Here is a 25,284-nt window from a genome sequence, read left to right as displayed (position 1 = left end):
TCTCCTTAAGCCGCCTTGTCCGCAGCGCGACCGCGCGGGCCAAGGAAATATTCTCGTATCCACGGATGATCGGAACGCTCGAGTTCCTGAACCGTGGCCTTGGCGACGATGCGTTTGTCGGCGACCACCGCGACCTTGTCCGTGATGGCGTACAGGCTGTCGAGGTCATGGGTGATCATGAAGACGGTCAGCCCCAGATCGTCGGACAGCCGCCGGATCAGTTCGTCAAACGCCCCGGCGCCGATCGGGTCCAGCCCGGCGGTCGGCTCGTCCAGGAACAGCAACTCAGGGTCAAGGGCCAGGGCGCGGGCCAGGCCGACGCGCTTGCGCATCCCGCCGGACAGCTCGGCCGGCTTCAGATGATGCGACTCGGGCTTGAGGCCGACCATGGCGATCTTCATCTCGGCCAGCTCACGGATCACGTCCTTGGGCAGGCTGGTGTGCTCGACGAGGGGCGAGGCGACATTCTCGATGACGCTCAGCGCAGAGAACAGGGCGCCCTGCTGGAACAGGATTCCCGTGCGCCGCTCTATGTCGGCCTCCTGCGCCGCGGTCATGGTCGCGCGGTCGTAGCCGAGGACGCTGACCGTTCCGCCCTCGGGCTCCTTGAGGCCGATGATCGAGTTCAACAGCACGGTCTTGCCGGATCCCGAGCCGCCGACGACGCCCAGCACCTCGCCGCGCTCCAGCTCAAGATCGAGGTTTTCGTGGATCACCCGCTCGCCGAACTGACTCAGCAGGCCGCGCACCTCGAGCAGCAGTTCGGGAGTCTTCCCCGGGGCGGAGGCGGGGGCGGTCACCAGTTCAGCTCCAGGAAGATCATGGCGAAGACCGCGTCGAGGAAGATGATGGCGAAGATGGCCTGGACCACGGCGGCCGTAACCCGTCGCCCGAGGCTCTCGACATCTCCCGCCACGGCCATGCCCTGGCGGCAACCGATGGCCGCGACGACCACCGCAAAGACGGGCGCCTTGATCATTCCCACCATCAGATGGGTGCCCATCTTCGAGTCCTCGCTGACCCTCTGGATGAAGAAGGAGGGGCCGTAGTCGAGTTCGCTCCAGGTCACGAGCATGCCGCCGAACATGCCGGTGACCATGCCGATGAAGGTCAGCAGGGGCAGCATGGCCAGCATGGCGGCGAGCCTCGGGATCACCAGGGCCTGAAAGGGGTTCACCCCCATCACCTGCATCGCGTCGACCTCCTGGTTCATTCGCATCGAGCCGATCTCGGCCGCAAAGGATGAAGAGGAGCGCCCCGCCAGCAGGACGGAGGTGATGACCACGGCGAACTCGCGCAGCACCGCCACGGCGACCAGCTGAACAGTAAAGACGCCCGCGCCGAACTGGGTCAGCAGATTGGCCCCGAGGTAGGCGATGACTGCGCCGATGAAGAAATTGGTGACGGCGATGATCGGAATGGCGTCGAGTCCGGACCGTTCAGCCTGGCTGAACCAGGCCGGCCAGCGGATTCCGCGCGGATGGCGCAGGGCCGCGCCGACCGCGACGATCAGCCGACCGAGGAAGGCCATGGACAGGGTCGCTTCCGCCGCGATGTCGCCCACGCCGCGACCGACCTTGGCGAAGGCCCGCACCCAGCCTGACGCCCGGCGTGGGGGAACGGCGCTTTCACGCTCCAGCTTTTCCACCATGGCGTAGATGCGACCGGCCTCGGGCCGCTGGGTCCAGGCTGATGCGGGCAGGACGCAGTTGGCGGCCTGGACGATCGCAAGAGCGCCCGCCGTATCGAACCGGCCCATTTCGGTCAGGTCCACGGCATCGACGCACCGCTCGGCCAGTTCATCGTCCAGACGGCGTGAAATCCGGCCCAATTCGGTCGCGGTCCAGTCGCCGGTCAGCCGCAGGGTCAGAACCGGCCCGCCGTCCTCAATCTGGAAATCCGCTGCGGCCATGCCCCTACCTAGATCGCCCTGTCTGATTTGCCTACGCCGGCCAAACCGCAAAGCTGGGGCAGACGTCAGAACGCGGCCCGGTCGTATTCGTTCAGCCACGGTTTCGGGAGTTTACGGTTCAAAGCAATGCCCGGACGAGTTTCAGGTCTTCGACGAAGCGGCGACGTTCGGCGATCCGGGCCGCCTCGTCCGGCAACCGCAGGAGGTAGGCCGGATGCACGTTCGCCACCACCCGGGCGCCGTCGGGTTGCGTCAGCACCGCTCCGCGCGCCTGCGTCACCGTGATCTTCCGGTTCAGCACGCCCAGGGCCGCCGTCGCGCCCAGGGTCACGATCACCTTCGGCCTGACCAGCCGGCGCTCGGCGTCCAGCCACCAGCGGCAGGCGCTGACCTCGCTGACGAGCGGGGTCCTGTGGATGCGCCGCTTGCCCCGCGGCTCGTGCTTGAAATGCTTCACCGCATTGGTGACGAAGGCGTCTTCCCGGTCGATGCCCGCCTCGACCAGCGCCTCGTCCAGCACCTGACCCGCCGGGCCGACGAAGGGTCGGCCGGCCAGATCCTCCTGATCGCCCGGTTGTTCGCCGACGATCATCAGCGGCGCCTGCTTCGCCCCGGCGCCGCAAACGCCCTGGGTCGCATCGCGCCACAGCGGGCATCGACGACAAGCCTGAACCGCCTGCCCCAGCTCTTCCAGAGTGGAGGGGACGAAACCTTCGTCGAAGGCATGGTCGCGGCCTATGCGAGACAGCGTCTTCGCCAGCCGGAGGTTGGGCGCCGAGGCCGGCGCGGCCACCATGGTCTCGGTCCGGGCCGACGACTGCGCCGTCAGCTCCCGGATCAGGGCCGCCTCGGGCAGGTTGTTCCAGTACCGTTTGGGCATTTCGCCCTGCATGGTCTTCAACTTGAGCCGGGCCGGGTTGAACGTCGAGGCGTAGTAGGTCTTCCAGAATTCCTCGACCTCGTCCTCGGACGGCGCCATGTCGCGGGTGGCGGGCGGCCCGAAGGTCAGCGTCTCGCCGTCCCAGACCGCAGAACCGTCCGGCGTCAGGATGGACCAAAGCATGGTCGGGAAACGCCGCGCGAAGAACGGCGCGGTCCGTTCCAGCACCCGATGCGCGGGTTCGAACCAGGCGACCCAGCGCTCGCCGTCGGCGGCTTCGATCCGACGAAATCGCACGAAGGCCTTCATCTTGTGGCTGGCGCGGCTGACGTTTTTGGCGCGCTCCAGCGCGTCGGCCACGTCGACGTCGGTGACGACGCGGAGCAGGTCGGGCTCGGCCTTCAGCCGCCAGAGCAGCCGGTACAGCAGGTCAAACCGGTCCTCCGACCGATGCAGGATCACCGCCTGCGCCAGATCAACGAAGGCGCGTGGCGTGTGAAAGCCAGCGTCTGGCGGGGGCGGGAGAGGCCCGTCATCGAACAGCCCCGAAGCGCTCCGACCGACCCGAAAGACGGCCTCTCCCGGCTGCACGCCGGCCTGCCTCAACGCCCGCGCCCCTGCCCGCCATCCGTCGAAGTCTGTCTCGTTGGCCAGGGTCGCGACGCGCATTCAGAACAGGCTCAGCTGGACCGGCTGGACGGAGGGCGTCATCCGCGCGCGCAGGTCGGCGGCGTCGGTCAACCCTCCCGGCGTCCAGTCCAGGGCGGTGATGAAGGGCCGGACCTTGTGGATGCCCCGGCACAGTCGACCGATGTCCTCGAGCCGCAGGGTGCGCCAGCGCCGGACCTGCAGGATGCGGTTCACCGATTTCACGCCCAGCCCGGGCACCCGCAGCAGCATCTCGCGCGCGCCTGTGTTCACATCGACCGGAAACTGCGCCCGGCTGTTGAGCGCCCAGGCCAGTTTGGGGTCGATCGCGAGATCCAGCATGCCGTCGTTGGCGGCGTCGCCGATCTCGGCGGACGAGAAGCCGTAGAACCGCATCAGCCAGTCCGCCTGGTACAGCCGATGCTCCCGCATCAACGGCGGCTTCGACAACGGCAGGGCGCTGGACGAATCCGGGATCGGGCTGAAGGCGGAATAGTAGACCCGGCGCAGGCCGTAGCCGGCGTAGAGCGAGGCGCTGCGGTCGACGATCTCCGTATCGGACGCGCCGTCGGCGCCGATGATCAACTGGGTGCTCTGGCCGGCCGGCGCGAACTTCGGAGGTTTCGCCCGGTCCTTCTTCGCCGGACGCGCCGCCTCGACCTTCAGACGCACCCGACCCATCGCCTGTTTGATGACGCCCACGTCCTTCTGCGGCGCCAGCCGCTTCAACGCCTCGTCGCGCGGCAGTTCGATGTTGGCCGACAGCCGGTCGGCGTAGAGCCCCGCCTCCTCGACCAGCCGCGGATCGGCCTCGGGGATCAGCTTGAGGTGGATGTAGCCGCGAAAGTCGTGTTCTTCCCTGAGTTTCTTCGCGACCAGAACCAGCTGTTCCATCGTGTAGTCGCCCGAGCGGATGATGCCCGAGGAGAGGAACAGGCCCTCGATATAGTTCCGCTTGTAGAAATTCAGCGTCAGCTCGACGACCTCATCGACGCTGAACCGGGCGCGCTGCACGTTCGAGGACGCCCGGTTGATGCAGTAGACGCAGTCGTAGATGCAGAAATTGGTCAGCAATATCTTGAGCAGAGACACGCAACGGCCGTCCGGCGTGTAGGCGTGGCAGATGCCCATCCCTTCGGTGGACCCCACACCCTTGCCGCCGATCGAGTCCCGTTTCGACGTGCCGGAAGAGGCGCAGGACGCGTCATATTTGGCGGCGTCCGCGAGGACGGCGAGCTTGCGGCGGAGATCGAGAACGGCCATTCGTTCACTTTATGTTCTCTCCGACGCCTGTGTCGAGCGTGGCCGTGGGACAAAATGGCTTTTCAGCTCAGATAGTTGAGGAGAGAGACCTGGCGCAGCTGGCTGATCACCTGGGCCGAGGCCTGGATGGCGACCTGCGACAGTTGAAGGTCGGTGATCGCTTCGGCCATGTCCGCGTCGGTGCGGCCCGCCACCAGTTCGTCCAGCGCGGCCTTCTGCGCCTCGTGACCGGCGGTGATGTTCTCTACCTGTTTGGCGAAGGATCCGGTCTTGGCCATCTTGTCGACCACAGCCGTCCCGGCCTGTTCCAGGCGCGCCAGTTGCGTCGCCAGGAACGCCTTCTGCGGCGCGGTGAGCCTGCCATCCAGCGGGCCCGAACCCGGCGTCGTGTGAAAAGTCTGGATGTCCCGCAGAATGCTCAGAACCTCCGTGCCCAGTTCGTCGGCGAGGAAGCCGGTCTCCAGCGTCGTGCCTTCGGCCACGCGGCTTGCGGTCTTCAGCGTGTCATTGCTGAACAGCGACGCCACGCTGGGGGCGGCCACAAGTTCAGACAGGTTGGCGGCGGCGACAGGGGTGGTCGAGGTCGAGGCGCCGGCGAACAGGTAGCCGCCGTGGTGCCGCATGTTCAGTCCGCCCCGGGCAGCCTGGAAATATCCTTCGAGCTCCAGCATCAACGACCCGCCGGAATCTGTCGCGACGGCTCCGCCAAGCGCCTCGCGAGCGCCGGCGATGGCGTCGTTGATCTGGCCGAGGGCCAGGTCCTGGGTCGTCAGGCGCGCGCTCACAGCGGCGCTGGTGTCGATGAACCCCTGGATCCGGCTTTGCGCGCCCTTCATGGCGGTCAGCGTTTCGGACTGCCGGCCGAAGCCGGTCAGATCGGTGGCGTTCTTCTGGGTCGAGACCCGCTCCTGTGCGTCGGCCGCCCGCGTCTGGGCGCTCATCAGGTCCAGCAGGGCCGACTGATAGTTTCCAAAGGTGGCGACGCGGATCATCAGACCATCCCCATCAGCGTATCGTACATGTCCTTGGCCGCCTGAATCAGCCGGGCCGAGGCGTTAAAGGCCTGCTGATAGGTGGTCATCAGCACCAGTTCCTCGTCCAGATTGACGCCTTCATGCGCTGTCTGGCGGGCCCCCGCCTCGGTGTAGAGGGCGTTCGCCGTCTCCATCCGGTTCTTGGCCGCGGCCGCCTTGCCGCCGATCTCGCCCGACAGCTCCGCCGCGTAGCGGGAGACCGAGATCGATCCGCCGGACGAGCCCCCGGCGGCCTGAAAATTCGCCGTCCGCTCGCCGGCGTCGGCGAGGGCCAGGGCCCCGCGACCGTCGCCGATGCTCAGGGCCGCCGTTCCGGCGGCGGCGGACCGGTTCAGCTGTGCGAGCGCCAGTCTGGAGGGGCTTTGCCGGATGTCGGCGCGCAAGGCGAAGCCGTCCGCCCGCGAGGCGCGCACGCCGCCGCCGATGCCCAACAGCTCGGTCACCGACACGCCTGAAGGAATCTGGGTGGTGCGGTCCTCCAGCACGGTCATCGCCGGCGCCGGATTGCCGAAGCCGGTGAACGACAGCGAACCGTCGGCGGCCAGCGAGAAGGACCCGAAGCGCCCGATCCCCGTCCCGGCGTCGTTCAGCGCGGCGACCAGGTCTCCGATCGTGCCGCCCGCCGGTACGGCGACCTGCAAGTCACGCAGCCGCGAGCCGCTCTCCCCGGTGAAGCGGAACGTCAGGGTCTCCCCGGCGGTGAAGCCGTGCGGCGAGGCGGCGGTCAGGCCGTTGTCGTAGAAGGCCGGCCGGTCCGACGAAACCAGGTCGTTGAGACCGAAATAGTGCGAAAAGCTCCGGCCTGCCTTCGCGGACGGCCCGGCGGCGTCATCGGCCACGGCCACGCCGTTGGCGCCGGTCGCCGCAATCGTCAGCCTGCCGGCGGTGAAGCTGGCCGTCGCCGCCCCGCCCAGCTGGGCGTTCAGCACGGTCAGGAAATTCGCCGGCGTCGCCGCGGCCCCGTTCACCGTCATGGTTGCGCCGGAGAAGACGATGTCCGCCCGGGCCTGGATGACGCCGGCCGCATTGGTCACGGCGACCGTGGTCTGTCCCGAGAAGCCGGCGATCGCGCTCTCGAACGCCTGCCCGACGTTGCGGCCGGTCAGGCTGGTCGGCGCCGGGACGGCGGAGTTGGCGTTGTGGGCGCGGTTCAATTCGTCGGCCGCATGGGCGACCAGTTCGGCCAGCCGTTCCGCCGCGGCGGGCGCCTCGACGTCCCGCAACTCAACCAGACCCTTGATCTCGCCCGAGGCGACATTGTCGAGCAGGGACCGCTTCTGTCCGCCGGGCTCGGTTACCCAGATTTCGTTGAAGGCGGTTTCACCGGTGATCGTCCCGGCGCGGTTATACTCCAGGGTCGCCGCGCCCTGGCCGGCCAGAAGCGTGCCCGAGCCTGTCCGGATCGACACGCCGCCCACCGGCCGCGCCGCAACCCGGATGTCCACCAGTTCCGCCAGCTGACCGATCAGCGCCGATTGGGCCGTCTCGGCCCCCGAGGCGTCGCCGTCGACCGCCGTCGCGCGCGCGATCTCGAGGTTCAGGCCCTCGATCTGTTCGAGCATGCTGTTGGCCCGTTCCACGGCGCTCTGGATCCGGCTGTCGGCGTCTTCGCGAACCGCCTGGATCTGGCCGGCGATCCGGCTGGCCTCATCGAACAGCGCCTGGGTCCGGAAGAGGGCGTCCTGCCGACGCGGCGACGACGTCGGATCCTCGGCGGTGGCCGCGAAGGCCGAAAAGACGGCGTCGACCTGCGAGAAGAAGCCGGAGTCGCCGCCCGGATCGCCGAACAGCGACTGGATGCGGTCATACAGTTCGTGGCGCACGCCCATGCGCGCGGACTCGGCCCCCGCATTCAGGCTGGCCGCCTGCAGGAACCGGTCGGTGGCGAGGCGAATGCGCGACACCTCCACGCCGGAGCCCAGGCCCTGGCTGGTCAGGGTCCGCTGTTCAGCGATCTTGCGGACATAGCCGGGCGTGTTGACGTTGGAGACATTGTCCGAAACGACGCGCAGCTGGGTCTGGGCCGTCTGGAGGCCCGAGCTCGCGGTGTTCATGATGGCGCTCAGGGACATCCGAAGGCCTCCAAAGGCACGGCGCCCGGCAAGCCCTGCCAGCCGATGCGCGCTTTTTGCCCGGCGTCGCGCGAAGGCGGGCCGTGCAAGCTACTGAAATTACGCGCTCTTGCGTTTCGCGCCTGGGTCATGAGCGGCAAGGGGCGCAAACGCCGGGCCATCCGGGCGCCAGGCCGACGCAGGGCGCGCAAGTCGACGGCGGGCGCCGGGCAAGAATCGTCTTCACGCGGCAAGTTTCGACTGAGCCGCAACAGCGCCCCGTCGCGCTTCCGGGACATTTTTCCGTGACCATTCAGCGCCTTGTGTGGCGCCGCCCGGTTGGCCCGCGACTTGCGCCATTGGTTCCGAATGTCCGGCGCAGCAAGCGCCCTCGTCCCCCTCGCTTCGGCGAGCCGCCTTCCCGGAACTCATGTCCGCCCTGACCCTGCTGTCCGTCATCGCGCCGGCCGTCCCCGCCGCCCCGCAAGGGACGTCGGGCGAGGCCGCGTCCGGATTCCGGGACCTGCTGGCGGCCCTGTCCGGCGAGACCGCGGCGGCGCCCGCTGGAAAGACCCTGACCGAACCGCGGAAGCCTGACGACGTGCAGGTCGAGGCGGAGGTCGACCCTTCGGCGGTTGCGGGCTTCCTGGCCTCGCCCACGCCGCCGCCGGCGCCGCTCGTTCTTCCGGCTGCGGCGGAGGCGATCTCCACGGCCGACGCCGGATCTGAAGGAGCTCAGCCCGACGAGACCGGGGCGGACGCCGTCCTCCTCCAACCTGTTCCGGCCGGCGCGGCCAACGATCCGGACGGGACGCAGGCCACCACCCCGCTGCCTGTAGACAAGGCCTTGACCCCCAAGACCAACGGCCCCGAGGTTCTGCCCCGCGAGCAAACCACGACGCCGCTGCTCACGGACAACGGGCTGACCACCAAGCCCCCCAGGCCCGAGGTTCTGCCCCCGCTGCCCGCGGTGGTCCCCCCGACCGGGGAGACGTCGGACACCGAGATGACTTCGGCCGAAACCGCCGCCACGACGGCGGCCGCCGAGGCCCGCGTCCGGACCGGCGCAACGCCGACGACCTTGCCTCCGGCCCCGCCTCCCCCGCCGCTCCGCCCTTCAGCCGAACGCACAGGCCGGTTGTTGGGACCCGTCGACGCCAGGACCGGCGATGGCTCGCGCGTGACGGATCCGGCGCGGCCGGCTCCGGCGCCTGCACAGCCCGCAGCCGTCGTCGCCGCCCATCCGGCGACGGGTCCCCTAGACGCCGCCGCCGCCGCCGCCCTGGCGCGCGACGTCGCCAAGGGCGGCGAGGCCGAAGCGCCGCCCTCGGAACTGCCGCCCCCCGTTGAAAGCACGACCGCCCAGACCCAGGCCGCCGCCGCCGGCCCACGCGAAACCGGTGTGTCCCAGCTGTCGCGGGCCACGATCGAGGCGACCGCCCAGATCGCCGCCCAGATCCTGCGCCGGCTCGAGGGCCGGTCCACGCGGTTCGAGATGGCGCTGACCCCGGATGAGCTCGGGCGTGTGGACGTCAAGCTGGACATCGATTCCGAGGGCCGTCTGAACGCCCGCCTCGCCTTCGACAACCCGGCCGCCGCGACCGATCTGAAAGGCCGCGCCGACGAGCTGCGCCGTCAGCTTGAGGACGCCGGCTTCCATCTGGCGGAGGACGCCTTCGAATTCGCCGACCGGGACAGCGGCTCCAGCGCCTTTGACCGCGGTCAGGATGCGCGGAACGGCTCGTCCCGCGCCTTCGCCGCCGCCTCGCGTCTCAACACTGAAATCGACGTCGCCCAGCCTCCCCGCTGGCTGACGCTCTCCCTCTCGCCCTCGGGCGTGGACATGAAGGTCTGATCCGATGGTCGACTCTGTCGCCAATACGACCGCCAACGCCACCAACCGGATCGGCGCCGGTTCGACCATGCTCGCGTCGAACTTCGAGACCTTCCTGACCCTTCTGACTTCGCAGCTGAAGAACCAGGATCCGCTGTCGCCGGTCGATTCCAACCAGTTCACCGCCCAGCTGACCCAGATGGCCGGCGTGGAGCAGCAGCTGCTGACCAACGACCTGCTGAAGGGCCTGCTGGCGGCCCAGGGCGGCGGCGGTCTGGCGGGCGCGGCCACCTATATCGGCAAGGAAGCCACCGCGGCCTGGTCGGCCACCAAATTCACCGACGGCGAAGCGACCTGGAGCTATGAGCTGGCGTCGAACGCCGCCTCGGCGACGCTGCAGGTGCTGGACGGCTCGGGCAATGTGGTCTGGTCCGGCGACGCGCCCGACCGGGGGACCGGCGTCCATGACTTCACCTGGGACGGCGAGGCCACCAGCGGGACGGACGGCCAGGACGGCCAGGTCTATTCGCTCAGGGTCGTGGCCAAGGACGCCGCCGGCGGCGCCATCGACAGCCAGGTCCTGACGCGCGGCCGGATCACCGGCGTCGAGATGTACGACGGCGAGCCGTATCTGACGGTCGGCAACTCCATCCTGCCGCTCTCCACCGTGATCGCGCTGGAGGAGTCCCGCGCCGCCGCGACGACGACGCCGGCCAATGACGACAGCGAGGAGAGCCTGCTGGCCTCCATCGCCTCAACCTTCAACCCATTGAAACTGTTCTCGTAAGGAGCCTCGCGTCATGAGCATCAACAGCGCCCTTCTGGCCGGCGTGTCCGGCCTGACCGCCAACTCCGCCGCCCTCGCCGCGATCTCGCAGAACATCGCGAACGTGAACACCGTGGGCTACAAACGCACCGCGGGGGAGTTTTCGACGGTCATCAACAGCCAGTCGCAGGGCGCGGGCTATTCCGCCGGCGGCGTGCTGGCCACGGCCCGCCACTTCACCAGCCAGAACGGCCAGTTGCAGCGCACGACGTCGAACACCGACCTCGGCATCGCCGGTCAGGGCTTCTTCGTGGTCACCGAACAGCCCGAGAACCTGCAGGTCACCGACAGCCGCCTGTTCACCCGCGCCGGCGCCTTCAGCGTCGACAACCTGGGCTATCTGAAGAACACCGCCGGCCTGTATCTGCAGGGCTGGCCGGTGGATGCGGAAGGCAATATCGCCACCGATCCCTCCGACCTGAACCGCCTGCGCACCATCAACGTCGGCTCGGTGGGCGGCACGGCGGAAGCCACCACCCGCATCCAGCTGAACGCCAATATCAAGTCCAGCCAGCTGGTCTCGGCCGAGGCGACGGACGCCGCAGCCGTTCCGCCCGGCGCCAACGCCTATGACCCCGCGACCAACTCGATGGCCATGTGGGATGCCGAAAGCGGGGCGGGCGTGAAGCCCGACTTCGAGCTGACCATCCCCGTGTCAGACTCCAAGGGCGGCCAGCGGACCGTGGCGATCTCGTTCCTGAAGAGCACCGTTCCCAACCAGTGGTACGCTGAAATCCGCGCCATTCCGGCCTCGGATGTCGTCACCGGCGCCGGGCTGTCGAACGGCCAGATCAGAAGCGGCCTCGTCGCCTTCACCCAGGACGGCCGCCTCGACGCCGACGCCATGACGGCCCTGGGGGCGAGCGCTCTGTTCTCGGACGTGGCCAACGCAACCCTGAGCTTCGGATCGTCCAGTTCGGGCGCGCCCGCCGCCGGCGAGGTGACCTGGGCCCCCGAACTCGGCATCGACAGCCAGGATCTGGCGTTCGACCTGACGGCGGCGACCGGCGGCCTGACCCAGTATGACAGCGGGTCGGTGGTGCAGGCGGTCCTGACCAACGGCACGGCCTTCGGCAATCTGTCGGAGGTGAAGATTGACGACACGGGTTTCGTCACCGCCATCTTCGACAACGGCGTCACGCGCCAGATCGCGCAGATCGCCCTGGCCACCTTCCCCAGCCCGGACAGCCTGACCCAGACGTCGGGCAACGCCTACCGCGTCAGTCAGGGATCCGGCACCTACAATCTCAAAACGGCAGGCACCGGCGGCGCCGGCCTGATCGGCGCCTCGCAGCTTGAGGCCTCGACGGTCGACCTGTCCGCGGAGTTCACCGGGCTGATCACCACCCAGCGCGCCTATTCCGCATCGTCCAAGATCATCACCACCGCAGACGAAATGCTCGCCGAGCTGATCAGCATCAAACGCTGATACTTGAGTAACAAGGCGTAAACCTCAATGAATCTTTCGTTGAATATTGGGACTGTGGACGGACGGCATTTTAGCCTTTCCTTCACCACGACGCTTAAACGGCCCTTAGCCGCCGACCGCTACCGTTCACTCATAGTGGTGGTGGTCAATGAGGCATAAGCCCATGTTGCAAGAGCGACGCCTTAATAATCGAGGCGAACAATACGTGGTCGGGCCGACGGGCACTCCCCTGACGCTGCACGACCTCCCTCCGGCCAATACGGACCGTTGGGTGATCCGCCGCAAGGCGGAGGTCGTGGCCGCGGTTCGCGGCGGACTGATCAGTCTGGAAGATGCGCTCGCGCGCTATCGTCTGACGGCCGAGGAGTTCCTCGCCTGGCAGAAGGCGATCGACAAATGGGGCATGCAGGGCCTGCGCACGACGCGCATCCAGCACTACGGCCGCCCGTAAGGCGACAGCTCCGACGAGATCACGGCCGCTCCCGGCGACGGGGGCGGCCGTTGTCGTTTCCGGCAGGCCTCGAAAACGAACCGCTTTCACACTAGATAGCGCGCCATGACGCTCGTTGAGGACATCTGCCCGGTTCCGACCATCGCCCGCACCGACATGGATGCGGCGGTCGAGTCCGCGCGCGCGGCGGTCGGCCTGCCGGTCGGATCGCGCGTGGTGGCGGCCATGTCGGGCGGGGTCGACTCCACCGTGGTCGCGGCCCTGCTGCACAAGGCGGGCTATGACGTGGTCGGGGTCACCCTGCAGCTCTATGACCACGGCGCGGCGCTGAAGAAGAAGGGCGCCTGCTGCGCCGGTCAGGACATCCACGACGCCCGTCTGGCGGCCGAAATGCTGGGCATCCCGCATTACGTCCTCGACTATGAGAGCCGGTTCCGCGACGCGGTGATCGACCAGTTCGCCGACTCCTATCTGGCCGGCCAGACGCCGGTGCCCTGCATCCGCTGCAACCAGACGGTCAAATTCCGCGACCTGCTGGATGTCGCCCGCGATCTCGGGGCCGAGGCCATGGCCACGGGCCACTATGTCCGGCGCTCGGTCGTCGACGGCCGGGCCCAGATGCGCAAGGCGATCGATCACTCGCGCGACCAGTCCTATTTCCTGTTCGCCACCACGGCGCAGCAGCTCGACTATCTGCGCTTCCCGCTGGCCGATCTGGAGAAACCCCAGGTGCGCGGCGTGGCCGCCGAACTGGGCCTGCGCATCGCGGCCAAGCCGGACAGCCAGGACATCTGTTTCGTCCCCAACGGCGATTATCGCACCCTGATCGACAAGCTGCGGCCCCAGGGGCGCGAGGCGGGTGAGATCGTGCACATGGACGGCCGGGTGCTGGGCGGCCATGCGGGCATCACCGACTACACCATCGGCCAGCGCCGCGGCCTGAACGTCGCCGTGGGCGAGCCGCTGTTCGTGACCCGGCTGGATCCGGTGAAGCGCCACGTCATCGTCGGCCCGCGCGAAGCCCTGCTGACGGCGTCCCTGACGCTGGACGAGACCAACTGGCTGGGCGACGAAGCCTCGATCGAGGCGGCGGCCGAGGCGGGCGCCCCGGTGCTGGCCCGCGTCCGTTCGACCCGTCCGCCCTCCCCGGCCCGGCTGTCGATGATCGACGGCGCGGTCGCCGTGACCTTCGCCACGGGCGAGGAAGGCGTGGCGCCCGGACAGGCCTGCGCCCTCTACGACCCGGCCGATCCGGATCGGCTGCTGGGCGGCGGATTCATCAAGACGACCGCCGCCGTTGTCTGACGCGCCCGGCGACGCCCTCGCCTCGCGCACCGGCCTGCCGGTCGGGTTCCGCTATCTGCTCGATGCGTTTCCGCGCGACCGCTGGACGACGACGCTGGACGAGACCGCCGCCTTCTGGCTGCAGATGCACGCCGGCTTTCGCGGCCATCAGGCGCATATGGAGGGCCTTGTCGGCCAATGGCGGGCGGACGGCGACCTGACGACCCTGCACCGCCAACTGATCCCGGCGGTTCAGTCCTTCCTGCAGCATCTCGACGGCCACCACCGGATCGAGAGCGGCCAGTATTTCCCGATGATGCGGACGATCGAGCCGAAGATCGGCCCAGGCCTCGACCTGCTGGACCGCGACCACGACGCCATCCACGAAACGCTGGACGCCCTGTTCCGGGGCGGCCTGGCCTTTCATCAGGCCGTGGTCGGGAACGCCCCCGACGCAGCCGACAAGGCCGCCCGCCTGTCAGACCTGATCGCGCACGGCGCCCGCCCGTTGGCGCGCCATCTGGAAGATGAGGAGGACATCATCATCCCCCTGATCCAGCTGCGCGGCCTGCACGGCTAGACGCGGGTCGGCATCAGCTTCCGGCGCTGTCTGACCAGCGCCAGCGGCCTTCCGTCCGGCGCATGGGCCACCCCGTCCTCGACGGCCCAGCCGCCGCCGACGTCCCGGCTGGTGAAGTGGAAATAGGCCCAGCCCTCGGGCGAGGTCTCCGGCGTCAGTTCAAGGAGCAGGTCAGCGCGCAGATCGACGCTGGCGGAAATGACCGGCGGCGCCGGGAAGGCGGTGAAATAGGTCGGGTACAGGCCGTCCAGCAGGAACAGCAGCCGGGCCTCGTCCAGCGGGGCGGCGTCGATGGTCCGCATCCAGCAGCCGAGCTCGGGGGTCCGGCCGGCGTTCTCGCCGAACAGTTTCGGGCCGGCGACGAACCGGTGGTCGATGTGCCGGGTGAACCACGGACCGAAGGTGGGATCGAGCGGCGTCGAATCCAGGTCCGCCACCGGCGGGGGCGAGGCCGTCAGCGGCGTCAGCACCGGCCCGGCCACATCGCGTCCGTAGGTCCCCAACGCCTGGATCGCGGGCCGGTCGCCCTGACCGCCGATGACGGAGGCATAGGCCACGTTCCGACCGCCGCGGTTCATCGTCGGGGTGAAGACGGCGTCCTCGAAGCGGGCGGCGGCCAGGTACTGGACGGTCAGGGACTGCAGCGGCGTTTCGATGCCCAGCCCCTGCCGCATGGCGCCGGCGGCCAGAGCGGCCATCAACCCGCCGAACGGCGCGCCGCGTTCCTGCGGCGCCGACTGGGGCGCGTTCGAAAATCCGCCGGTCAGCCGGGCTGTGAGGCCGCCGACTCCGTCGTCGGTCAGGGCCAGGGCTTCGGCGAGGGTCTGCGGGGTCATGCGGCCTTGCTAGCGTGCGGGAAAGGCGGGCGGAAGCGGGGACTTCCGCCCGAAGTCGAGGGATCCGGAAACGCCGCGGCGCGTCCGTAGCCAAACAAGACTGACTTAGTCCGTTTAGATTGGCAACCCTCTTGCCAAACGGCTGACGCAGGGTCACTTTCGTCCGTATGGGACGCACCGCAGACTATTCACGCCAGAGCTGTTCGATCGCCGCCACCCTCGAGGTCATAGGCGATCCGTGGACCCTGCTGGTCATCCGCGACGCCTTCAATGGCGTCAGTCGCTTCGAGCAATGGCAGGAGCGGCTGGGCGTCGCCCGCAATGTGCTGGCCGCCCGGCTGAAGAGCCTGGTCCAGCATGGCGTGCTGGAGCCGCAACTCTATTCCGAACGCCCCCCCCGCAACGAGTATGTCCTGACCGCCAAGGGCAAGGACCTGTACGGCGTGCTGGTCACCCTGCACGGCTGGGGGGCCAAACACGTCTATGGCGACGCGGATTCCGGCGTCTCCATGATCCACAAGACCTGCGGTCATGACCTCGCGCCGCGCATCGCCTGTGGTCACTGCAACGAGATCGTCAAACCGCGGGACATCCTGCTGACCCGGGCCGAAAACCGCCCGACCGTCGGCGAAATGATGCCTCGGGAACGGACCGACGAAGAGGCCGCCTGAGCCATGGCGGCGCCCGTCACCCTGATCGGCAGCCCGGTCTCGCCCTATGTCCGCAAGGTGCTGGCCGTCTGCGCCATGAAGGGCGTGGAGGTCACGCTCGATCCCATGCCGCCGATGATGGGCAATGACGATTTCGAGCGCCTCAGCCCCCTGCGCCGGGTCCCGGTCTGGATGGAGGGCGACCTCACGCTGTGCGACTCCAGCGTCATCGTCCAGTACATCGAGGAGACCCGGCCGGGTCCGTCCCTTTGGCCCGCCGATCCGGTCCTGCGCGCCAGGGCGCGCTGGATCGAGGAGTTCGCCGACACCCGCCTGTTCGACGTGCTGGGATGGCGGCTGTTCTTCCAGATCGCCCTGAAGCCCCGCTTCTTCGGAACCGAGGCCGACCCGGAGATCGTGGAGAAGGCGCGCGACGTCGAACTGCCGCCGATCCTCGACTATCTGGAAAGCCAGATGCCGGAAGCCGGTTTCCTGTTCGGCGCGGTGTCGATCGCCGACCTCAGCCTGGCGCCCGCCTTCGCCAACGCCGGCGCGGTGCAGGTCAATGTTGATCCGACGCGCTGGCCGAGGCTGGTCGCCTGGCTGGAGCGGATAGAGACGGAAACGCCGCTGGGCCCGCTCAACAAACTGGCGCGCACCCTGATGCGCACCCCGCTCCACGCCCATCGCGACCGCCTGCCGGAGTTCGGCCTCGCCGCCGCCTCACGCAGCTGGGCCGGCGACGGATATCGCCGCGGGCCGATGACTCCGGCCTGACCTCTCCGACTTGCGCAAGGCGCGCAACCGGCCCATTCACCCGTCCGATTTTCCAAGGCCCATCCCAGGATTTCCGTCATGTCCGACCCCGTCGTCATCGTCTCCTTCGCCCGCACGCCCATGGGCGGCTTCCAGGGCGCCTTGTCCGGCGTCAAGGCGACCGAGCTGGGCGCGACGGCGGTCCGCGCCGCGGTCGAGCGCGCCGGGGTCGCGGCGGAAAAGGTCGAACAGATCTACATGGGCTGCGTCCTGCCCGCCGGACTGGGTCAGGCCCCGGCGCGTCAGGCGGCGCTCGGCGCGGGTCTCGGCCAGCATGTCGAGGCGACCACCGTCAACAAGATGTGCGGCTCGGGCCTGCAGGCGGTGATGATGGCCTCCGACGCCCTGACGGCCGGCACGGCGGACGTCATCGTCGCGGGCGGGATGGAGTCGATGTCCGGCGCGCCCTATCTGATGACCAAACACCGCGGCGGCGCCCGGATCGGCCACGATGTCATCGTCGACAGCATGTATATGGACGGGCTGGAGGACGCCTACACCCCCGGCAAGCTGATGGGCGCCTTCGCCGAGGACTCGGCCCGGACCTATCAATTCACCCGCGAGGCCCAGGACGAATACGCGCTGGAGAGCCTGAGCCGCGCACTGGAGGCCATCGCCTCGGGCGCCTTCAAGGCCGAGATCACCCCGGTCGAGGTCACCTCACGCCAGGGCGTCGTCACGGTCACCGAGGACGAACAGCCCGGCAAGGCCATGCCGGAGAAGATCCCGACCCTGAAGCCCGCCTTCTCCAAGGACGGCACCATCACCGCCGCCAACGCCAGCTCGATCTCGGACGGCGCCGCCGCCCTCGTGATGACGCGCGAGAGCGTGGCGAAGGCCATGGGTCTGCCGATCATCGCGCGCGTCGTGAGCCACGCCGCCCATGCGCATGAACCCGGCCTGTTCACCACCGCCCCGGTCCCCGCGATGCAGAAGGCGCTGAAGAAGGCCGGCTGGAGCGTGGAGGACGTCGATCTGTGGGAGATCAACGAGGCCTTCGCCGTGGTCGCCATGATCGCCATGCGCGACCTCGGCATCGACCGGGCGAAGCTGAACGTCAACGGCGGCGCGACGGCGCTCGGCCACCCCATCGGCGCCTCGGGCGCGCGGGTCCTGACCACCCTGCTGGCGGCGCTCAAGGCGCGCGGCGGCCGGAAGGGCGTGGCCAGCCTCTGCATCGGCGGCGGCGAGGCCGTGGCCGTGGCGGTCGAACTGGCCTGAGGCCAACCGGCTTGGCGGCGGGCGGGCGAATGGCCTAGCCTCGCGGCAGGAGCCCGCCCATGACGTTGAACCGCCGCACCGCCCTGGGCCTCGCCGCCGTGGCCGCAATCCCTGTTCCGGCGGCGGCGCGACAGGTCGCTCCGGCGGACCCGACGGAGACCGTCCGCCTCTGGCCGGGCGCGGCGCCGGGCGGAGAGCGGGTCACGGTCACGCCGCAGGTGACCGAACGGTCCACTGATCCCGCCTTCCACGACCGTTTCGCGCGCTACACGACCGATCCCGTCCTGACGGTGCTGCGGCCCGCGCGGCCCAACGGCGCGTCGCTGCTGCTGATCCCGGGCGGCGGGTACAAATGGGCGGTGGTGGACAAGGAGGGGCTGGACTGCGCCCGGGTGTTCGCCGAGGCCGGCGTGACCTGTTTCGTCCTCCGCTACCGCCTGCCGGGCGACGGCTGGGCCGCCGGGCCCGACGCGCCGTTGCAGGACGCCCAACGGGCCCTGAGGCTGGTGCGCTCACAGGCCGCCGTCCACGGACTGGACCCGGCGCGGGTCGCGGTGCTCGGGGCGTCGGCGGGCGGGCATCTGGCCGGAATGCTCACGGCGCGCGACGACGCGACCTACGCCCCCGTGGACGCAGCCGACGCCGTGTCGCACCGGCCCGACCTCAGTATTCTGCTCTACCCCGTGGCGACCATGGCCGACCCCCATGTCCACGCCGGGTCGCGGCTGGAGCTGCTGGGCCCCACGCCCGCGCCGGGAGCGATCGGGCGGTACTCGCTGGAGCGGATGGACTGGACCGGTCGCGCCCCGACCTTCCTGCTGCACGCCATGGATGACGAGGCCGTGCCGGTCGAAAACAGCCTGCAACTGCTGACGGCCCTGCGCGCCGCCGGCGTGCCCTGCGAGGCGCATCTGTTCCAGGAAGGCGGGCACGGCTTCGGGGTCCGGCTGATCGCGGGGAGACCGGCGGCCGCCTGGCCGGCGCTGGTCCTGGCCTGGGCCGCGCGGCACGGCTGGATTACGCAGACTTAATCTTCGCCGCCTTGCCCCGCCGTCCCCGCTGTCTAAGGTCCGCGCGGGCTTTCAGGTAACGGACGGTGTTTCGAATGCGGATCGGTATGTTGCTGGCGTCGGTCGCCGGCGTCTCCCTCATGGCCTCGGCCGCCCTGGCGCAACAGAGCGTCGGTCCCATCGACCAGTCGCGGGGCACCTTCGAGGACAAGTTCCGTCAGTTCGAGGGCGAGGACTGGCCGACGCCGACCGACTATCGCAACGCCTCGGGCGCGCCCGGCCACCGCTACTGGCAGCAGCAGGTCGATTACGACATCGACGTCAGCCTGAACGAGGCCAATCGCACCCTGACGGGCCGCGAGGCCGTGACCTACACCAACCATTCGCCCGACGCTCTCGGCTATCTGTGGCTGCTGCTGGACCAGCAGAACTATCGCCGCGACTCCTTGGCCGAGCGCAGCCGGACCTACACGGCCTCCGACACCGTCAGCGTCAATGAGGTGCTGCGCGTGCAGCGGATGCAGGACTGGGAAGGCGGCTTCAACGACCTGAAGGTGACCGGGCCGGACGGCCGCGACCTGCCCTTCACCATCGTCGATTCCATGATGCGGATCGAACTGCCGCGCCCGCTCGCGACCGGCGAGAGCTTCGCCTTCACCATCGACTTCAGCCTGCCCCTGCCCGAGACCAATGTCGTCGGGGGGCGCAGCGGCTATGAGTGTTTCACCAAGCCCGGCGAGGACGGCAACTGCCTGTTCCTGGCGGCGCAATGGTTCCCGCGCCTGGCCGTCTATTCCGACTATGAGGGCTGGCATAACGCCCAGTTTCTGGGGGCCGGCGAGTTCACGCTCGAGTTCGGCGACTACGACGTCTCCATCACCGCGCCCGCGGACCATACGGTCGCCGCGACGGGCGAGCTCCAGAACACCGACATCCTCAGCCCCGAGCAGCGGGCGCGGCTGGCCGAGGCCCGCACTGCCGACGCGCCCGTCTATATCGTGACGCCGGCGGAGGCCGCCGCGGCGGAGGCCCGCCCGGCCCGCTCGGGCACCCGCACCTGGAATTTCAGCGCCGACAACGTGCGCGACTTCGGCTGGGCCTCGAGCCGGAAATTCATCTGGGACGCCATGGGCGTCGATCAGGAGAGCGCCGAGCACCCGGTGGTCATGGCCATGTCCTTCTATCCGAAGGAGGCCCGCCCGCTGTGGGACACCTATTCGACCCGTTCGATCGCCCACACCATCGACGTCTACAACCAGTTCGCCTTCACCTATCCCTATCCCACGGCCCAGTCGGTCAACGGCCCAGTCGGCGGGATGGAATATCCGATGATCACCTTCAACGGGCCGCGCCCCGTGCGGGGCGACGACGGCCGCCTGACCTATACCGAGCGGGCCAAGAACGGCCTGATCGGCGTGGTCATCCATGAGGTCGGCCACACCTATTTCCCGATGATCGTCAATTCCGACGAGCGTCAGTGGACCTGGATGGACGAGGGGCTGAACAGCTTCCTGCAGTTCCAGGCCGAGAAGCTGTGGGACGCCGACTTCCCGGCGCGCGGCGAGCCGTCCAGCATCATCGAATATATGATCAGTCAGGACCAGGTGCCGGTCATGACCCAGTCGGACTCCCTGCTCCAGTTCGGCAACAACGCCTACGCCAAGCCGGCCACCGCCCTGGTGATCCTGCGCGAGACGGTGCTGGGCCGCGAACTGTTCGACCGCGCCTTCCGCGAGTATTCGCAGCGCTGGGCCTTCAAGCGCCCGACGCCCTACGACTTCTTCCGCACCATGGAGGAGAGCTCCGGCGTCGATCTCGACTGGTTCTGGCGCGGCTGGTTCTATTCCACCGACCACGTCGACATCTCGCTGGAGAGCGTGACCGCCGCGACCCTGGAATCGACCGATCCCGAGGTCCGCAACCGCGCCGCCCGCGAGCGGTTCGAACAGGAGCCGATCTCGCGCACGGTTGAGAACAACCGCGGCATCCAGACCGTGGTCGAGCGGGACCCCGCGACGCGGGATTTCTACAACGAGACCGACCGCTTCACGACCACGGCCCAGCAGCGCCGTGACGCCGAGAGCGCCACGCGCCGCGCCGACGCCGACCGCCGCGCGGCCCAAGGTTTCGATGACAACATCTACCGCTTCACCTTCAAAAACGTCGGCGGACTGGTCATGCCGGTGATCCTGAAGCTGACGTACAGCGACGGCTCGGACGAGACGATCCGCATCCCCGCCGAGATCTGGCGGCGCAACAGCCAGCAGGTGATCTGGCAGCATGTCTCGTCGAAAACCCTGGTCTCGGCCGAGGTCGATCCGCTGCGGGAGACCGCCGACGCCAGCCGGGCCAACAACCTGTTCCCGCGCCAGATCGACGAGCGCACCCTGCGCCTGTCGCCGCCGCCTCCCCCCGGTGAAAACCGCATGCGCGACTCCGACGTCGAGGTCAGCCCCGACTCGACGGCGACCCGGGTACGTCGCCCGACGGGCGCCCGGTGATGAGGCGGGTCCTGCTCGCCGCGGCGCTCGTCGCCGCCCTCGCCACGCCCGTCAGCGCCCATCGCGGGCATGCCGGGCTGACGGTGATCGAGATCGATCCGGCCTCGGGCTCGGTCAGCGTGGTTCACCGCTTCTCCGCCCATGACGTGGAGCCGGCCCTGGTCTCGATCGCGCCCGAGGCCCAACCCAGCCTCGACGATCCTCGCGCCGTCGCGGAACTGGAAACCCATCTGCGCCAGAGGTTCCGGCTCGACATCGACGGCGCCGCCATCCCGGTGACCCATGCCGCCACCGATCTCGCCGGCGACAACATCCGGGTCGAGTTCGCGGGCGAGACCAGCGACCACAGCATCGCCGCGGTGACCGTCGATCTCGATTTCTTCCCGGGCGTGCACGACGATCAGGAACAGCAGGTCAATGTGCGGATCAACGGCGTCACCCGCACCGTGGTCTTCCGTCCCGGATCGGCGGCCCAGACCGTGACCTTCGCCGGCTAGTCCTCGTCCACGGCGGCGAGGTCCGCGGGATCATGGTCATAGTCCAGCAGGTCCTTAGGCCGGCACTCCAGCGCGGCGCACAGTTTCGCCAGGGTGCGGAAGCGGATGCCCTTCACCTTGCCCGAACGGAACAGCGACAGCTGGGTCTCGCTGAGCCCCACCTGCTGGGCGAGGTCGCGGGCCTTGATGCCGCGTTTGACGATCAACTGGTCGAGGGTGACGCGGATCGGCATCAGATCATCTCGTCCAGCTCGGCCTGGATCTTGCCGGCCTGCTCCATGACCCCGCCGAGCAGGAACAGGGCGCCGCCGATCACGCCGAGCGTCATACCGGCGACGTCGAAATAGGCCCAGCCGCCGCGTCCGCCCTCGATCAGGCGCACGAGATTGGTGACGCCGAAGACGCTGAACAGACCCCCGAGCCCGAGGGACAGGCCCACCCGACGAAGGGCGTGCACAAGGGTCGGCTGGATCAACCGCCCCTTCGACAGCTGCCCCATGGCGGCGCCGATCGACCAGACGGCGAACAGGTAGAATACGGTCGGCAGGGCCCAGACGATCTGGGCTGTCCAGCCGGTCGGCGTGCCCGTGTAGTCGCCCCGCGCCAGCATCACGCCGGGGGCCACGATATGCATCAGCGCCAACAGGGCCCCGACGCTGACCACCATGAAGACGGCCAGCCAGCGGAACTGGGCGCAGCGTTGGCGGAAGCGGCTGGAGTTTGTCTGGCTCATGGGTCTCTCCCGCGTCGAAACTGTGACTTATCTTTAATCTTGACTTAAAGAAGCGGTGTTTGCAACTTTATCTCTGACTTAAACACTCAGCGAGCCCGCCATGTCCCCGGCCATCGAAACCCTTGAGCTGACCCGCCGGTACGGCCGTCGCCTGGCGGTCGACGCCCTGTCGATGACCGTGCCGCAGAACGCCGTCTACGGCTTCCTCGGCCGCAACGGCGCCGGCAAGACGACGACGCTGAAGATGCTGCTCGGCCTGATCCGGCCCAGCAGCGGCGCGGCCCGCGTCTGCGGCGTCGATGTCGCCCGGGACCGTCTGGACGCCGCGCGCCGGGTCGGCGCCCTGCTGGAGGCGCACGGCTTCTACGGCAATCTGTCCGGACGGGAGAATCTGGACCTGACCCGCCGTCTGCTGGAGCTGCCCGATCGCGAGATCGGACGGGTGCTGGAGGTGGTCGAGATGGCCGACCACGCCGGTCGCCGGGTGTCGGACTATTCGCTGGGCATGCGCCAGCGTCTGGGCCTGGCGCGGGCCATGCTCGGCGCGCCGCCGGTGCTGATCCTCGACGAGCCGACCAACGGGCTCGATCCCGACGGCATCGCCGACATGCGCCGCTTCCTCGGCGAGCTTCCCGCCCGCACGGGCGCCACCGTGCTGCTGTCCAGCCACCTGCTCGGCGAGATCGAACAGACGGCCACCCACGTGGGCATCGTCCATGAGGGCCGGCTGGTTCTGGAGGGCGAACTGGCGCGGCTCAAGGCCGGGATGGCCCCCGAGATCGCGGTCGAGACCGATGATCCCGCCCGCGCCGCCGCCCTCGCCGCCTCGCGGGGCTTCTCCGTGGCCGAGGCGCCGGGCCGGATCATCGCCGCCCTCACACCCGGGGACGACGCCCGCATGGCCTCGGCGGCGCTGAACCGCGCCCTGGTCGAGGCCGACATCGCGGTCTTCTCCATTGGGCCGAAGGCCCGGACGCTGGAGGGCATCTACCGCCAGGTCTCGACCCCGCCCGTCGTTCAACCACTGATGCAGCCGGAGCTGGTCTGATGTTCGCCGTCCTGTCCGTCGAAGCCCGCAAGCTCAACCGCTCCCTCGCGTCGGTTCTTGCGATCGCCGCGCCGTCCCTGATCGCCCTCTTCGTCTTCTTCAACATGCTCCGCGGCAAGGCGGCGGCGCCGTGGGAGATGTGGATGGGCAGCGCCTCGGCCATCTGGGCCTTCTTCATGCTGCCGATGAGCGTCACCGCCCTGACAGCCCTGGTCGCCCACATGGAGCATGGGCCGAAGTCCTGGGATCACCTGCGCGCCCTCCCCCTGCCCCGCTGGAAACTCTATGCGGCCAAGGCGATCTGCGTGGTGGCGGTGGTCGCCGGGATGAGCCTGATGGTGCTGGCGATGGTCTGGGGCGCTGTGGCGGCGGCGGCGGCCATCAAGCCGGAGCTGACGCCGACCGGCCCCTTCGAGCTGGCGACCTACGCGCGGACCATGGGGATGATGTTCCTCGCAGCCCTGCTGCTGATCGCCATCCAGCTCTGGACCGCCCTGCGTTTCGCCAGTTTCGTGCCTGGACTGGTGCTGGGCATCGGCGGCACCTTCTTCGCCGTGGTCGCCACCTCGGCCAAACAGGGCGTGTTCCTGCCCTGGCAGATGCCGATCAACATGCTGGCGTCAGAGGCGTGGCGGGTGAACACCGCCCTCGGCCTGGGGGGTGGTCTCGGTCTGGTCGCCCTGATCCTGATGACCGTCCACCTGTCCCGGCGGGAGGTGTTGTGAGGGTTCGTCCCGCCGCATGAGGCGGACCAGCGCCGCCGGGCCTGTCGTCAGCACGATCATGGCCGACTCCTGCGATTGCGAACCGTTTGCAGGTTTGCGCAGATCATCCCCTCATGGCAAGGGCGAAGACGGACGAGGGTCCGGGCGGAGCATCACCCATGCGTGAAGACGGCGCGGCCCCTGTCACTGCGCCCCAGGTCACCGCCAAGAGCTGCGGCGACTGCGGCCTGTGCTGCAAGCTGATGGGCGTGACCGCGCTGGCCAAGCCGGCGGGCAAATGGTGCCGGCATTTCAGCAAATCGGCGGGCTGCGCCATCTATGCCGAGAGGCCCGGCGACTGCCGCGTCTTCAACTGCCTGTGGCTGCTTACCGACGCGCTGGACGAAAGCTGGAAGCCGACCGTCGCCGGCTTTGTGCTGCACAGCGAACAGGGCGGGGGCCGGCTGGTGGTCGAATGCGACGCGGTCAGGCCGCACGACTGGCGGCGCGAACCTTATCAGACGACGTTGCGCCGCTGGGCCGCCGCGCCCGGCCAGGAGGTGCTGGTCTTCGCCGGATCGCGCGGCGTGCGGCTGGGCGACCCGGACACGCCGGTGCGCCGGGTCTGACGACCGGCTAGCGGACGTCCACCGACTGGGCGATCTGTTCGGCCATGTCACGGTCGGCGCCGTCCAGACTCATGGTCCAGACATGGATTTCGCCCGGCGCCGTCGGCCGCTGGAACAGGTGTTCCACGGCGCGCCGCACCCCGTCCTCGGTCGAGATGATGGAGGCGCGACCCGCCGCCTCGACCATCTGGCCGCTGTAGATCGGGAACTGCGACGCCGGCCCGGCATAGACCATGACGAAGGACTGGCCGCCGCGGCGGATCGTATAGATGCGGAAGTCCGGACCCGGGCGGCCGGAGACGATCTCGAAGCCTGACGGCAGGTCGACCGTGAAGGGCAGCGCCGCGCGGGCGGCGCTGTCCAGCACGGTGACGGCGGGGGCGGCGGGCGGCGGCGCCACCGCCTCCAGCGGGACCGTCGGCGTCGGCGCGGAAGAGACGCCAGGCG

Annotated in this window: 25 protein-coding genes; 15 read left to right on the top strand and 10 right to left on the bottom strand. The window is 68.9% G+C overall.

The window, feature by feature from the left end; all coding sequences use genetic code 11:
* Positions 1-5: 5 nt before the first annotated feature.
* The 6 genes from QQJ79_RS07465 to flgK form a co-directional block, all read right to left on the bottom strand.
* Positions 6-800, bottom strand: coding sequence for an ABC transporter ATP-binding protein (locus QQJ79_RS07465; RefSeq protein ID WP_284222301.1), 795 nt, complete (start codon positions 798-800; stop codon positions 6-8).
* Positions 797-1,912: an MlaE family ABC transporter permease gene (locus tag QQJ79_RS07460; protein ID WP_284222300.1), complete on the bottom strand. Its 1,116-nt coding sequence runs from the start codon at positions 1,910-1,912 to the stop codon at positions 797-799. The genes QQJ79_RS07465 and QQJ79_RS07460 overlap by 4 nt, the downstream gene beginning before the upstream one ends.
* Before the next feature lie 118 nt (positions 1,913-2,030).
* The gene (locus QQJ79_RS07455) at positions 2,031-3,461 is read right to left on the bottom strand and encodes a UdgX family uracil-DNA binding protein (protein ID WP_284222299.1); all 1,431 of its coding nucleotides are present in this window, start codon (positions 3,459-3,461) and stop codon (positions 2,031-2,033) included.
* Positions 3,462-4,703 (bottom strand): putative DNA modification/repair radical SAM protein, encoded by a 1,242-nt coding sequence (locus tag QQJ79_RS07450; RefSeq protein WP_284222298.1) that lies wholly within the window; start codon positions 4,701-4,703, stop codon positions 3,462-3,464.
* A 62-nt stretch (positions 4,704-4,765) separates the two neighbouring features.
* Positions 4,766-5,695 carry a flagellin gene (locus QQJ79_RS07445; protein ID WP_284222297.1) on the bottom strand — a complete coding sequence of 310 codons (930 nt, stop codon included), beginning with the start codon at positions 5,693-5,695 and terminating at the stop codon, positions 4,766-4,768.
* The gene (gene flgK / locus QQJ79_RS07440) at positions 5,695-7,809 is read right to left on the bottom strand and encodes a flagellar hook-associated protein FlgK (RefSeq protein ID WP_284222296.1); all 2,115 of its coding nucleotides are present in this window, start codon (positions 7,807-7,809) and stop codon (positions 5,695-5,697) included. The genes QQJ79_RS07445 and flgK overlap by 1 nt, the downstream gene beginning before the upstream one ends.
* A gap of 409 nt (positions 7,810-8,218) precedes the next feature.
* On the opposite strand from flgK, the gene QQJ79_RS07435 reads away from it, so the two are divergent.
* From QQJ79_RS07435 to QQJ79_RS07410, 6 genes are all read left to right on the top strand, one after another.
* Positions 8,219-9,643: a flagellar hook-length control protein FliK gene (locus QQJ79_RS07435; protein WP_284222295.1), complete on the top strand. Its 1,425-nt coding sequence runs from the start codon at positions 8,219-8,221 to the stop codon at positions 9,641-9,643.
* A 4-nt stretch (positions 9,644-9,647) separates the two neighbouring features.
* Positions 9,648-10,409 carry a flagellar hook assembly protein FlgD gene (locus QQJ79_RS07430; protein ID WP_284222294.1) on the top strand — a complete coding sequence of 254 codons (762 nt, stop codon included), beginning with the start codon at positions 9,648-9,650 and terminating at the stop codon, positions 10,407-10,409.
* Between the two features lie 13 nt (positions 10,410-10,422).
* On the top strand, positions 10,423-11,877 hold the full coding sequence (gene flgE, locus QQJ79_RS07425) for a flagellar hook protein FlgE (protein ID WP_284222293.1): 1,455 nt from the start codon (positions 10,423-10,425) through the stop codon (positions 11,875-11,877).
* Between the two features lie 163 nt (positions 11,878-12,040).
* Complete coding sequence (gene sciP / locus QQJ79_RS07420) at positions 12,041-12,328, top strand: CtrA inhibitor SciP (protein ID WP_284222292.1); 288 nt, start codon at positions 12,041-12,043, stop codon at positions 12,326-12,328.
* A gap of 105 nt (positions 12,329-12,433) precedes the next feature.
* Positions 12,434-13,633, top strand: a complete 1,200-nt coding sequence (gene mnmA / locus QQJ79_RS07415; RefSeq protein WP_284222291.1) for a tRNA 2-thiouridine(34) synthase MnmA — start codon at positions 12,434-12,436, stop codon at positions 13,631-13,633.
* Complete coding sequence (locus QQJ79_RS07410) at positions 13,626-14,192, top strand: hemerythrin domain-containing protein (RefSeq protein WP_284222290.1); 567 nt, start codon at positions 13,626-13,628, stop codon at positions 14,190-14,192. Before mnmA ends, QQJ79_RS07410 begins: the two co-directional genes overlap by 8 nt.
* On the opposite strand, the gene QQJ79_RS07405 is transcribed toward QQJ79_RS07410, so the two are convergent.
* Complete coding sequence (locus QQJ79_RS07405) at positions 14,189-15,028, bottom strand: acyl-CoA thioesterase (protein ID WP_284222289.1); 840 nt, start codon at positions 15,026-15,028, stop codon at positions 14,189-14,191. The genes QQJ79_RS07410 and QQJ79_RS07405 overlap by 4 nt on opposite strands.
* Before the next feature lie 167 nt (positions 15,029-15,195).
* Between QQJ79_RS07405 and QQJ79_RS07400 the strand changes: the two genes are divergently transcribed.
* The 6 genes from QQJ79_RS07400 (at position 15,196) to QQJ79_RS07375 (ending at position 21,723) form a co-directional block, all read left to right on the top strand.
* Positions 15,196-15,699 (top strand): winged helix-turn-helix transcriptional regulator, encoded by a 504-nt coding sequence (locus tag QQJ79_RS07400; RefSeq protein ID WP_284222288.1) that lies wholly within the window; start codon positions 15,196-15,198, stop codon positions 15,697-15,699.
* A gap of 3 nt (positions 15,700-15,702) precedes the next feature.
* Positions 15,703-16,455, top strand: coding sequence for a glutathione S-transferase family protein (locus tag QQJ79_RS07395; protein ID WP_284222287.1), 753 nt, complete (start codon positions 15,703-15,705; stop codon positions 16,453-16,455).
* Between the two features lie 78 nt (positions 16,456-16,533).
* On the top strand, positions 16,534-17,715 hold the full coding sequence (locus tag QQJ79_RS07390; protein ID WP_284222286.1) for a thiolase family protein: 1,182 nt from the start codon (positions 16,534-16,536) through the stop codon (positions 17,713-17,715).
* Between the two features lie 59 nt (positions 17,716-17,774).
* Positions 17,775-18,746 (top strand): alpha/beta hydrolase, encoded by a 972-nt coding sequence (locus tag QQJ79_RS07385; protein WP_284222285.1) that lies wholly within the window; start codon positions 17,775-17,777, stop codon positions 18,744-18,746.
* Positions 18,747-18,820: 74 nt separating this feature from the next.
* Positions 18,821-21,226, top strand: a complete 2,406-nt coding sequence (locus tag QQJ79_RS07380; protein WP_284222284.1) for a M1 family metallopeptidase — start codon at positions 18,821-18,823, stop codon at positions 21,224-21,226.
* The gene (locus QQJ79_RS07375; protein WP_284222283.1) at positions 21,226-21,723 is read left to right on the top strand and encodes a DUF6702 family protein; all 498 of its coding nucleotides are present in this window, start codon (positions 21,226-21,228) and stop codon (positions 21,721-21,723) included. The genes QQJ79_RS07380 and QQJ79_RS07375 overlap by 1 nt, the downstream gene beginning before the upstream one ends.
* Here the strand turns inward: QQJ79_RS07375 and QQJ79_RS07370 are convergent.
* Both QQJ79_RS07370 and QQJ79_RS07365 read right to left on the bottom strand, forming a co-directional pair.
* Positions 21,720-21,956 (bottom strand): helix-turn-helix domain-containing protein, encoded by a 237-nt coding sequence (locus tag QQJ79_RS07370; RefSeq protein ID WP_284222282.1) that lies wholly within the window; start codon positions 21,954-21,956, stop codon positions 21,720-21,722. The genes QQJ79_RS07375 and QQJ79_RS07370 overlap by 4 nt on opposite strands.
* On the bottom strand, positions 21,956-22,456 hold the full coding sequence (locus tag QQJ79_RS07365) for a DUF2975 domain-containing protein (protein ID WP_284222281.1): 501 nt from the start codon (positions 22,454-22,456) through the stop codon (positions 21,956-21,958). Before QQJ79_RS07365 ends, QQJ79_RS07370 begins: the two co-directional genes overlap by 1 nt.
* A gap of 100 nt (positions 22,457-22,556) precedes the next feature.
* On the opposite strand from QQJ79_RS07365, the gene QQJ79_RS07360 reads away from it, so the two are divergent.
* The 3 genes from QQJ79_RS07360 (at position 22,557) to QQJ79_RS07350 (ending at position 24,837) form a co-directional block, all read left to right on the top strand.
* A complete protein-coding gene (locus QQJ79_RS07360; protein WP_284222280.1) occupies positions 22,557-23,504 on the top strand; it encodes an ABC transporter ATP-binding protein in 948 nt (315 codons plus the stop codon).
* Positions 23,504-24,229 (top strand): ABC transporter permease, encoded by a 726-nt coding sequence (locus QQJ79_RS07355; protein ID WP_284222279.1) that lies wholly within the window; start codon positions 23,504-23,506, stop codon positions 24,227-24,229. Before QQJ79_RS07360 ends, QQJ79_RS07355 begins: the two co-directional genes overlap by 1 nt.
* Positions 24,230-24,387: 158 nt before the next feature.
* Positions 24,388-24,837 (top strand): YkgJ family cysteine cluster protein, encoded by a 450-nt coding sequence (locus tag QQJ79_RS07350; protein WP_284222278.1) that lies wholly within the window; start codon positions 24,388-24,390, stop codon positions 24,835-24,837.
* Positions 24,838-24,844: 7 nt separating this feature from the next.
* Here the strand turns inward: QQJ79_RS07350 and QQJ79_RS07345 are convergent.
* Positions 24,845-25,284, bottom strand: a 440-nt coding sequence (locus QQJ79_RS07345; RefSeq protein ID WP_284222277.1) for a hypothetical protein, incomplete at its 5' end; no start/stop codon positions are given.

The sequence above is a fragment of the Brevundimonas denitrificans genome (assembly GCF_030160755.1).
In the GTDB taxonomy this organism is placed as follows: Bacteria; Pseudomonadota; Alphaproteobacteria; order Caulobacterales; family Caulobacteraceae; genus Brevundimonas; species Brevundimonas denitrificans.
This window is presented reverse-complemented; position numbering and strand designations above follow the sequence as displayed.